At 72.0% G+C, this 10,458-nt stretch carries 9 protein-coding genes; 5 read left to right on the forward strand and 4 right to left on the reverse strand.

What is annotated here, in order from left to right:
* Positions 1-181 precede the first annotated feature (181 nt).
* The 3 genes from AC31A1_RS37760 to AC31A1_RS37770 all read left to right on the forward strand — a co-directional run bounded on the left by AC31A1_RS37760 (position 182) and on the right by AC31A1_RS37770 (position 2,372).
* Positions 182-721, forward strand: a complete 540-nt coding sequence (locus AC31A1_RS37760; protein ID WP_033284448.1) for an SAV_6107 family HEPN domain-containing protein — start codon at positions 182-184, stop codon at positions 719-721.
* Between the two features lie 204 nt (positions 722-925).
* Positions 926-1,696 carry a methyltransferase gene (locus AC31A1_RS37765; protein ID WP_489657619.1) on the forward strand — a complete coding sequence of 257 codons (771 nt, stop codon included), beginning with the start codon at positions 926-928 and terminating at the stop codon, positions 1,694-1,696.
* 277 nt (positions 1,697-1,973) lie between these two features.
* On the forward strand, positions 1,974-2,372 hold the full coding sequence (locus AC31A1_RS37770) for an SCO2097 family morphological protein (RefSeq protein WP_327404724.1): 399 nt from the start codon (positions 1,974-1,976) through the stop codon (positions 2,370-2,372).
* A gap of 141 nt (positions 2,373-2,513) precedes the next feature.
* Here AC31A1_RS37770 and AC31A1_RS37775 read toward each other — a convergent pair whose 3' ends face one another.
* The 4 genes from AC31A1_RS37775 to AC31A1_RS37790 all read right to left on the reverse strand — a co-directional run bounded on the left by AC31A1_RS37775 (position 2,514) and on the right by AC31A1_RS37790 (position 8,057).
* The gene (locus tag AC31A1_RS37775; RefSeq protein ID WP_489657620.1) at positions 2,514-4,895 is read right to left on the reverse strand and encodes a transglutaminase TgpA family protein; all 2,382 of its coding nucleotides are present in this window, start codon (positions 4,893-4,895) and stop codon (positions 2,514-2,516) included.
* The gene (locus AC31A1_RS37780) at positions 4,892-6,247 is read right to left on the reverse strand and encodes a DUF58 domain-containing protein (RefSeq protein ID WP_366494029.1); all 1,356 of its coding nucleotides are present in this window, start codon (positions 6,245-6,247) and stop codon (positions 4,892-4,894) included. Before AC31A1_RS37780 ends, AC31A1_RS37775 begins: the two co-directional genes overlap by 4 nt.
* The gene (locus AC31A1_RS37785; protein WP_393753132.1) at positions 6,247-7,272 is read right to left on the reverse strand and encodes an AAA family ATPase; all 1,026 of its coding nucleotides are present in this window, start codon (positions 7,270-7,272) and stop codon (positions 6,247-6,249) included. The genes AC31A1_RS37780 and AC31A1_RS37785 overlap by 1 nt, the downstream gene beginning before the upstream one ends.
* 236 nt (positions 7,273-7,508) lie before the next feature.
* Complete coding sequence (locus AC31A1_RS37790) at positions 7,509-8,057, reverse strand: beta-class carbonic anhydrase (RefSeq protein WP_489657621.1); 549 nt, start codon at positions 8,055-8,057, stop codon at positions 7,509-7,511.
* A 452-nt stretch (positions 8,058-8,509) separates the two neighbouring features.
* Here AC31A1_RS37790 and rsmH point away from each other — a divergent pair, with 452 nt between their 5' ends.
* Positions 8,510-9,469 (forward strand): 16S rRNA (cytosine(1402)-N(4))-methyltransferase RsmH, encoded by a 960-nt coding sequence (gene rsmH / locus AC31A1_RS37795; RefSeq protein WP_365988059.1) that lies wholly within the window; start codon positions 8,510-8,512, stop codon positions 9,467-9,469.
* Between the two features lie 142 nt (positions 9,470-9,611).
* A complete protein-coding gene (gene ftsL / locus AC31A1_RS37800) occupies positions 9,612-10,268 on the forward strand; it encodes a cell division protein FtsL (protein ID WP_489657622.1) in 657 nt (218 codons plus the stop codon).
* Positions 10,269-10,458: the final 190 nt, after the last annotated feature.

Genomic DNA, 10,458 nt, shown 5'->3' on the forward strand with positions numbered 1-10,458 from the left:
TCCCCGCCCCCTGCCCGCAAAGCCAACTTTTGAACTGACTGGTCAGTGCAAAAAGTAACCCGAACCTTCGATCGAAGCAAAAGCGCAGGTCAGAACGGATTGTCAGTGCCATACCCCACGATGGGGCACATACGGCACTACCTGACTGGGCGTGCCGTCACACGACGACAGGAGGTTCGTCATGGCCAACTCGTCCGCAGCCGCCGCCCGTCGGCGCCGCGCCTCCGGCCCTGCCCCCTCACTGACCGGCCCGGCGAGCGACGTGCACCCCGTGCTCCGCCGGGCCACGGCCCCACCAGCCGCCCTCGACCTCCTCGCCCAGGCCCGTGCGGGACTGGACGAGGCAGCCGTCCTCGAAACGTCGAACGAGCGCTACGCCACAGCCCACTTGGCCGCCCTGCGCACCGCCGCCGCGGTACTCGCCGCGCGCGTCCAGCCGGAGCCCACCGCCCGGCGCCGCGGCCGTATCCGCAGCGCCTGGGAAGTGCTCCCCGAGATCGCGCCCGAACTCACCGAGTGGAGCGCCCTGTTCGCCTCCGGCGCCCGGCGCCGCGCGCGGGCCGAGGCGGGCATCCAGGGCGCGGCGACCCGCCGGGACGCCGACGACCTCATACGCGACGTGGCGATGTTCCTGCGCCTGGTCGAGCGGATGCTCGTCCTCCAGCCGGTCCTGCCCCAGCCACGCCAGGACCCGGAGCGGCCGGGGGACCGCGCAGGGTGAGGAGCGCTCCAAAGGGGCGCGGGGCTGGGGCGCGGGGCTGTATCGATGTGCTGCTCCGCCGCGTGAGACACATGACCAGGTACGGCACCGGAGGCAATAGGGTGGAAGGCGCCTGAAGCCTTCCCTCCGCCCGTACCCGGGCCGGGGAGGCAGCCCGTTCGCTCCGCCGTGCACAGGCGGTGCCGCGCCGAGGAGTCAACTGCCGTGTCGGACCCGAGCCGCCCCCGCGCCTCCCTCCGTACCGCCGTGGTCTGGGACGTCCTTCAGGACGCCCTCGACCGCCGGGTCAAGGCCGCGGGTCGGGACGCGCTGGACGTCCTCGACACCGGAGGCGGCAGCGGCAACTTCGCGGTGCCCGTCGCCCGCCTCGGGCACCGCGTCACCGTCGTCGACCCCAGCCCGAACGCGCTGTTCGCGCTGGAGCGCCGCGCCGCCGAGGCCGGTGTCGTCGACCGCGTACGGGGCGTCCAGGGCGACGCGCACGGCCTCTTCGACGTGGTCGAGCGCGGCGGCTACGACGCGGTGCTGTGCCACGGCGTCCTGGAATACGTGGACGACCCCGCCGAGGGCGTCCGCACGGTGGTGGCCGCGCTGCGCCCCGAGGGCGTCCTCAGCCTGCTCGCCGCCGGGCTCGGCGGTGCCGTGCTCGCGCGCGCCCTCGCCGGCCACTTCAAGGAGGCCCGGCAGGCCCTCGACGACCCGAACGGCCGCTGGGGCGACGCCGACCCCGTCCCGCACCGTTTCACCGCCGAGCAGCTCGCCGCGTTCGTCGAGGGCGCGGGCCTGGACGTCGGCGCCGTGCACGGGGTGCGGGTCTTCGCCGACCTGGTTCCCGGAGTCCTCGTGGACACCGAGCCCGGCGCCCTGGACGCGCTGCTGAAGCTGGAGGCCGCGGCGGCCGAGCTCCCGGCGTTCCACTCCGTGGCCACGCAGCTTCATGTGCTCGGCGAGACGCGAGGTGCCGGCGAGGCGTGAGTGGCCTCCCGCGCCGGACCCCTGATCAGGGGCTCGACAGCACATGGAGTACGCCACAGGCCCCCCGATCGGGGGCCCGGCGCCGTATGATCGAGGGAGACCGCCCGGCATGACGGGACGGCTCCTGGGGAATGGAAGCCTCAGCGAGTCGGAACGGCCATGGCGGGTTCCGGTTGGCCAATTGGCGTAGAGGGGCGGGTTTCACGGGGGCGATTCCCTGCCTATCCTGAAGGGACCCCCCGGGTCGCCCCGGCGACTGCACGATGAGGAGGACTCCGTGCCGCTCTCGGAGCACGAGCAGCGAATGCTTGAGCAGATGGAGCGAGCGCTGTACGCCGAAGACCCCAAGTTCGCGACAGCGCTCGAAGGAAGCGGCCTGCGCACGTACACCCGGCGACGGGTCTACCAGGCAGTGGCCGGCTTTCTCGTAGGTATCGCGCTCCTCATCGCCGGCATGGTCACGCTGCAGATTTGGGTCAGCGTGGTGGGATTCCTCGTCATGCTGGGCTGCGCGGTACTCGCCGTGACCGGTTGGCGCAAGGCCCCCAAGCCTGGCGAACAGCCCGCCGCAGGCGCTCCGCACGCCCGCAGCCAGGGACGGCAGCGGCGCTCGGTGATGGATCGTATCGAGCAGCGCTGGCAGCGCCGCCGCGACGAGCAACAGGGCGGTCAGTAGCAACACCCGGCCCCGCAGAAGCAGCACACGCGGCGCTCCTCAAGACACGAGTGAGGGGGTGACCACCGAACCGGTGGTCACCCCCTCCTGTATGCCCTGCTGTGCCCGTATGCCCCGCTGTGCTTCTTCGGGCCGCGCTCGCTAGCCCCGCTGTCCGGACGGCTTGCGCGGGGTCGGCCACAGCGCCGCCGCCCGCGTCGTCACCGACGTCCGCCAGGCCGACAGCGCCCACACCACCCGGACGGTCGAGCGCGGGGCGACCAGTGCGCGCAGCCGCGTGGAGCGGCCGGACGTGTCCTGGAACCCGACGACCACCCGCCGGACGTCCTGCGCGAGCCCCGCCGCGAGCTGCGGCCGGGGTGCGTACAGGACCTGCTCCACGGCGTCCGCCACCCGGTGCACCGAGGCGGCCGACGGTGGAGCGAGATGCCCGAGTTCCACGATCCGCGCCGCCGCCCTGCGCGGGGTCAGCGACTCGTCGGGCGAGATCCCGAAGTCCCAGGCGGTATCGGTCAGTTCCTCCCACACCGCCAGCGTGTGGACCGCCGCCTCCGCCTCCGTACGACCGTGCGCTCCCAGCCGTACGGACCGCATCCGGGTCCGCCACAGCATCGGCGAGAACGGGGTCGTCAGCAGCAGGAGCGCGCCCAGGCCCAGCGCCACCATCTGCACGTACCACCAGGGACCGTGCGGGTCACCGCCCGCCGCGATCGCCGGGGCCTGGCTCGCGCAGCCGTCCAGCTTCCGCAGCTGGGCCGTGCAGCTCTCGCTCGCCGAGGGGGCCGCGGAGGGCGCCGTGCTCGTCGAGGTCGAGGGGAGGGCCGGGTCCGGGACGTCGCTGCCGGGGGTGGTCGACTGGGTGTACGACGGCACCGAGCCCCGGTTGGGGGTCGGCTCGAAGCGGGTCCAGCCCACGCCCTCGAAGTACAGCTCGGGCCAGGCGTGCGCGTCCTTCAGGCCCACCGACACCGAGCCGTTCGCCTCCGGGGTGCCCGGCGCGAAGCCCACCGCGACCCGGGCCGGGATGCCCAGGGTGCGGGCCATCGCCGCCATCGCGAAGGAGAAGTGGACGCAGAAACCCTGCTTGTCCTTCAGGAACTTGGCGATCGCGTCGCGGCCGGTGCCGACGTCCACCTGGGTGTCGTACTGGAAGCCGCCGGTCACCGCGAAGTAGTCCTGGAGCTTGACCGCCTGCTCGTAGTGACTGGTCGAACCCGCGGTGACCTTGCGGGCGGTGTCGGCCACGACTGCCGGGAGCGACTTCGGCACCTTCGTGTACTGGTTCCGCAGGGCCGCCGACGGCTCCGGCGCCGTGGCCAGCTGCTCCGCGGTCGGCTGCACGTCGAGGCTGGTGACCTGGTAGGTCACCCCGCGGGTGTTCTGCCCGTGATCGCCGACGACCGTCATGCCCACCGGTTCGTAGCGCCAACTGCCGTCGATGCTCACGCCGCTGGGCGGGTACGGCATCGGCAGCCAGTCCTGGGCGTACCAGTCCGCGGCCGAGATCCGGGTCTTGATCTCCGAGCGCTTGATGTCGGCGCCGAGACCGGTCGGGGTCGGGAACGTGCTCGGCACACCCTGGATGTGCCGCTGGGACGGCTTCCAGGTGGTGCCGTCGAAGTCGTCCAGGGACACGATCCGCAGATACATGTCCGAGATGTCGTTCGTGTTGGTGCGCACGGACAGGACCTGGCGGTTCTCGTCCACGTTCAGGCTGTCGCGCAGCGAGACCAGCGGGTTGACCGCGGAGATCGTGCCGCCGCTTCCGTTGCCCGCGCCCACGCCGGTCCCGGCCGCGTCCAGCAGGCCGCCCGAGATGGTGGGCAGCGGCAGCAGGGCGATGGCCATCGCGACCGCGCCGATCCGCCGCCCGGTGCGGACCGGGGCGAGCGGGCCCGGGGACTCCGAGCCCGGGGTGGTGCGGGGCGCCCCGCCGAAGACGCGGCCCCACTGGGCGAGCCGGTCACGGCCCTCGGCCAGCAGCAGCATCAGATAGCCGGCGGCGGCGAGCAGGAACCACAGCCAGCTGACGCTGCTCTCGGACAGCCCGGCGGCGACCGAGTACAGCGCGAGCAGCGGCAGTCCGGCCGGGGCCGCGCTGCGGAAGGTGACCGCGAGCGTGTCCACCGCGAGGCCGATCACCAGGACGCCGCCGATGAGCATCAGCCGGATGCCGTCGTGCAGCGGTGCCGGGATCGCGTACCGGGAGACGTCGTCGGAGCCCTGCTGCAGCAGGTCGGCGAAGTGCTGGAAGGCCTCGGGGCCCGGGACGAACCCGGCGAGGGCCTGCGCGTGCGCGAAGACCAGGGTCAGCATCAGCAGCGTGACCAGGGCCTGCGCCGCGACCGTCAGCGGCCGGGCCAGCGGCACCCGCCGGGTCGCCGCGCCCACGCCGGTCTGGATCGCCAGCATGAAGGCGGCCTGGACGATCCAGGTCGCCGGGGAGACCAGGGGCAGCATCGCGCAGGACGCCAGCAGTGTGGCGACCCAGGCGCAGATCGCCAGTCGTGCCCGCCCGCTCATGCCCATCCCTCCCCGAGCCCGGTCGCGGTGATGCCGTTCCGCTCCCGGTCGGCCTGTTGCCACAGATCGGTCAGGGACGCGCCGCGCGGCACGCCCACAGCGGTCCAGCCCGCGTCGCGCAGCATCCGCAGCCGCTCCTCGGGCTCGTCCCCGGCACCGGGGACATCGGTCGACTCACGCACCCAGCCGTCGCTGTCCAGCACGAAGGCGAGGGCGCCCCCGCTGCGCTGGCGCATCCGCGCGACCACCGCGGCCTGCTCCTCGTCGAGGTCGCCGAAGAAGGCCACCAGCAGCCCTTCGTTCCCGCCGCGCAGGACGTCGTAGGCCCGGGACAGGCCCGAGCCGTCCGAGTGGTCGATCACCGCGAGGGTGTCCATCATCAGCCCGGCCGCGTCCGCCGACTCCTGGCTCGCGCCCGCGAAGCCGTCGGCGTCCTGGCCGGGCACCGAGTTGCCGGTGTCGCTCAACAGCCGTACGGAGAAGCCCCGTTCCAGCATGTGCACCAGGACGGAGGCGGCGCCGGAGACGGCCCACTCGAAGGCCGAGTCCGGGCCCTGGCCCGCGAAGGCGATGCCCCGGGTGTCGAGCAGGACCGTGCAGCGGGCGCGCTGCGGCTGCTCCTCGCGGCGCACCATCAGCTCGCCGTAGCGCGCGGTGGAGCGCCAGTGCACGCGGCGCAGGTCGTCGCCGTAGCGGTACCCGCGCGGGATCACGTCGTCCTCGCCCGCCAGGGCCAGCGAGCGGTTGCGGCCGTCGCCGTAGCCCTTGGCCTCGCCGCTGAGGCGGACCGGGGGGAGGGCCTCCACGCGCGGGATGACGGTGAGGGTGTCGAAGGTCGAGAAGGAGCGGGTCAGTTCGCACATCCCGAAGGGGTCCGTCAGGCGGAGCTGGAGCGGGCCCAGGGGGTAGCGGCCGCGCAGGTCGGAGCGGACCCGGTAGGACACCTCGCGCCGGCCGCCCGCCTCGACCCGGTCCAGGACGAAGCGGGGGCGCGGGCCGAGCACGTACGGCACCCGGTCCTGGAGCATCAGCAGGCCCGTGGGCAGCCGCGAGACGTTGTCCATCCGCAGGTGGACGCGGGCCTCGCTGCCCGCGGGCACGCGCGCGGGCGAGAGCCGGCGGCTGCCTGCCACCCGGTAGCGGGTGCGGTAGAGCACGGTCGCACAGACCAGGGGCAGCACCGCCAGCAGCAGCCCGACCCGGAGCAGATCGCTCTGCCCCAGGACGTACGCGCAGACCGCGGCGGCGATACCGGCGGCCAGGAAGGAGCGTCCACGGGTCGTCAGCCCGGCCAGGGCCGTACGGACACCGCCCTTCTCGTCCCGGTCGGTCTCCGCCTCCCCGGTGGTCATCACAGCCTCCGGGGCGGCTGCTGCCCGTACGCCCCGAGGCCCAGGCCGCTCTGCGGGGCCGGCGCCGCGGGCACGGGGGTGCGCTGGAGGATCTCCTGGACGACCTGCTCCGCCGTACGACGGTTCAGCTGGGCCTGCGCGGTGGGCAGCAGGCGGTGCGCCAGGACCGCGACCGCGAGCGCCTGGATGTCGTCCGGCAGCGCGTACTCACGGCCGCTCAGGGCGGCGGAGGCCTTCGCCGCGCGCAGCAGGTGCAGCGTCGCGCGCGGGGAGGCGCCGAGTCTGAGGTCGGGGTGGTTGCGCGTGGCGGAGACCAGGTCCACCGCGTACCTGCGCACCGGGTCGGCGACATGGACGCCGCGGACCGCCTCGACCAGCTTGACGATGTCGTGCGCGTGGGCCACGGGCTGGAGGTCGTCCAGCGGGCTCACCCCGCCGTGGATGTCGAGCATCTGCAACTCGGCCTCCGCGCTGGGATAGCCGATGGAGACCCGGGCCATGAAGCGGTCGCGCTGCGCCTCGGGCAGCGGATAGGTGCCCTCCATCTCGACCGGGTTCTGCGTGGCGACCACCATGAAGGGGCTGGGCAGCTCGTAGGTCTGGCCGTCGATGGTGACCTGCCGCTCCTCCATGGACTCCAGGAGCGCGGACTGGGTCTTCGGCGAGGCGCGGTTGATCTCGTCGCCGATCACGATCTGCGCGAAGATCGCGCCCGGTTTGAACTCGAAGTCCCGCTGCTGCTGGTCCCAGATGGACACACCGGTGATGTCCGAGGGCAGCAGGTCGGGCGTGAACTGGATTCGCCGCACCGAACAGTCGATCGACCGCGCCAGCGCCTTGGCCAGCATTGTCTTGCCCACACCCGGAACGTCCTCGATCAGAAGATGTCCCTCGGCGAGCAGCACGGTCAGCGAAAGCCGTACGACCTCGGGCTTGCCCTCGATCACTCCTTCCACCGAACTGCGGACTCGCTCCACAGTGGCGGTCAGATCTGTAAGGCTCGCTCGATCGTCATAGGTCGTCACCCGGCCCTCCTCGGCCCGTTCTTTCCATGGGCCGGCGCACGCACTGCGGACCGGCCCACCCCGAAACACGGACGGCACGCGGGAAAAGTTCCGCGTGACGCCACACCCGCATTCTTGTTGCCGTTACCGGTTCGTGTCACTCGCCTGTGGACAACTGCCTTCGCTTTGTCGGGTCTTACGACCTTTTGGGCGGTCCGAGAGGCGAACTTTTCGAAGTTTCGGGGCGGGCGGGTGCGTCAGGCGGGGTCGATCTCGCGCAGCAGACCCGACTTCACGTCGAAGACGAAGCCGCGCACATCGTCAGTGTGCAGCAGGAACGGCGAGGTGCGCACACGCTGCATGGACTGCCGTACGTCCTGCTCGACGTCCCGGAAGGCCTCCACCGCCCAGGCGGGGCGCTGGCCGACCTCCATCTCCAGGTCGTGCCTGAACTCCTCGGTGAGGGACTCCAGGCCGCAGCCGGTGTGGTGGATGAGAACGACACTGCGGGTGCCGAGCGCCCGCTGGCTGATGGTGAGGGAACGAATCACGTCGTCGGTGACCACACCGCCCGCGTTGCGGATGGTGTGGCAGTCGCCCAGCTCCAGGCCGAGCGCGGCGTGCAGGTCGAGACGGGCGTCCATGCAGGCCACCACGGCCACCTGCAGAACGGGATGGGCGTCCATGCCGGGATCGGTGAAGGCGGCGGCGTACTGCGCGTTGGCCCCGACGAGGCGGTCCGTCACGGTCCCGCCGTCGGTTATGGCGCCTTCGGACTCTGTGGGTACGGATGCGGAGGTCGTCATACCTATGACGGTACTGGTCACCGGCGGTGCGGTCTTGGTGCGGGACGGGAAAAAGAGCGTCATTGCGTCCTCTTGTGAGGTAACCCACACGGGTGGCGGGGGTGCACCCGTCCGGGCGATTCTTCCCGTTTTGAGGCTTCGCAAGCACCCGGGCCCGCGACGCGCAGGCCGGTTGATTGACCGTGAGACAGCGTGGACTAAAGTTGCGCGAAGCGGGAGGCGAGGCTCTCCCTGCTGGACTTTTCCCGGAGACCCCGGCGACCTTCCGGATTCTCCCCCAGCTTGAACGACACGCGCGCGGCGCGTACGTACGGCTCGGCCTCCTCCCGCTCCCGGTCGGCTGACGCCTTCGGCGCCGGCAGGCTTCCCCTTCTGGGGGGTTCCCCAGCAAAGCTGGGGGAGGGCGGGGACCCGGCGGTGCGTAGGGCCCGTGCCGGATCTGAGAGGGCCCCTTGAGCCAGAGTCGACACGTCCCGGTGATGCTCCAGCGGTGCCTGGACATGTTGGCCCCCGCGCTGGAGCGGCCGGGCGCGGTGGTCGTCGACTGCACGCTCGGCCTCGGCGGGCACAGCGAGGCACTGCTGACCCAGTTCCCCGAGGCCCGCCTCGTCGCCCTCGACCGCGACAAGGAGGCCCTGCGCCTCTCCGGTGAGCGCCTCGCCCCCTTCGGCGACCGCGCCACCCTCGTGCACGCGGTCTACGACGAGTTGCCCGACGTACTGGAGCGGCTCGGCCTCGCGCGCGTGGAGGGCGTTCTGTTCGACCTCGGCGTCTCCTCCATGCAGCTCGACGAGGCCGACCGCGGCTTCGCCTACGCCCAGGACGCCCCCCTCGACATGCGCATGGACCAGACGACCGGCATCAGCGCCGCCGAGGTCCTCAACACCTACGCGCCCGGCGAACTCGTCCGCATCCTGCGGGCGTACGGCGAGGAGAAGCAGGCCAAGCGGATCGTCTCCGCGGTCGTCCGCGAGCGCGACAAGGAGCCGTTCAGCAACAGCGCGCGGCTCGTCGAGCTGATCCGCGACTCGCTGCCGCAGGCCGCCAAGCGCACCGGCGGCAACCCGGCCAAGCGCACCTTCCAGGCGCTGCGCATCGAGGTCAACGGCGAACTGTCCGTCCTGGAGAGCGCGATCCCCGCCGCCGTGAAGTCGCTTGCCGTGGGTGGCCGGATCGCCGTCCTGTCGTACCACTCGCTCGAAGACCGCCTGGTCAAGCAGGTGTTCGCGGCCGGCGCCGCCAACACCGCGCCTCCTGGGCTGCCGGTCGTGCCCGAGCGGTACCAGCCCCGGCTCAAGCTCCTGACGCGCGGTGCCGAACTTCCCACCGAGGAAGAGGTCGCCGAGAACCGACGAGCGGCACCCGCGCGGCTGCGGGGGGCTCAGCGCATCAGGGAGGACGTCGTTGATTGAGCGCGGGTTGATTGAGTGCGGGTTGATTGAGCACGGGTTGATTGAGTGCGGGGTGAGGGCGTGGCGTGTGGGTGCGGCGCGCGTGGCGTGCGGGTTTGATATTCCAACTCGGGGGTTTGACATTCCAACTCAGGGGGCGTGAGTGAGTAGGAAACCCGAACTGAGAGGAAGAGCCGCCCGTCTCGCGCGGCTCTTCCCGACCGGGCCCGCACAGGCAGGTGGGATCCAGGCAGCCCGGACCCCGTTCGTCCTCCTTGTCGTCCTCCTCCTGGGCGGCGGCCTGATCGGACTGCTGGTGCTGAACTCCGCGCTCAGCGAAGGGCAGTTCAAGCTGGACGACCTTCAGAAGCAGACGAAGAGCCTCACCGACGAGGAACAGGCCCTCCAGCGGGACGTCGACGCCTACTCCGCCCCCGACGCCCTCCAGCGCCGCGCCCACGAGCTGGGCATGGTGCCCGGCGGAGACCCCGCCTTCCTCGACCCGAACGGCACCGTGAAGGGTGTCCCGGAGCAGGCCGCCGACAAGACCGTGAGCGCACCGGTGGTCCTCGCACCCGAAGCACTCGTCAGCAGGCCGAGCCCGAGCCCGAGCACCAGTTCGAGCCTGAGCCCGGGCCCCGCGGCCGCCGTACCGGCACCGGCCCCTGCGGCCACCCCGGTCGCGACCCGGCCCGCACAGGCCTCCGCAGGACAGACCTCTACAGCACAGACCTCTACAACCCAGACCTCTACAACCCAGACCTCCACAGCACAGTCCTCCACAGCACAGTCCTCCACCCCGACAACCCCCGGCAGGTGACGGAAGTGTCCGACAGGGAACCGCCGCGCCGCCGAGTGCCCGGACCGGCCAGGCCCGAACGGCCAGAAGGGGGCAACGCCCCTCGGCGCCGGCCCGGTCCCGGCGCCCGTCCGGCCCGCCGCCCGGCCTCACCTCCTCCCTCCGCCGCAGCCGGCCGCCCGGCGGGCCCGCGCTCCCTCCGGCTCGGTAG

The organism is Streptomyces sp. P5F9, from assembly GCF_057961495.1.

Coding starts and splice junctions, on each gene's coding strand:
- AC31A1_RS37760 (WP_033284448.1), top strand. CDS start 182: ATGGCCAACTCGTCCGCAGCCGCCGCCCGTCGGCGCCGCGCCTCCGGC.
- AC31A1_RS37775 (WP_489657620.1), bottom strand. CDS start 4,895: ATGAGCGGGCGGGCACGACTGGCGATCTGCGCCTGGGTCGCCACACTG.
- AC31A1_RS37780 (WP_366494029.1), bottom strand. CDS start 6,247: ATGACCACCGGGGAGGCGGAGACCGACCGGGACGAGAAGGGCGGTGTC.
- AC31A1_RS37790 (WP_489657621.1), bottom strand. CDS start 8,057: ATGACGACCTCCGCATCCGTACCCACAGAGTCCGAAGGCGCCATAACC.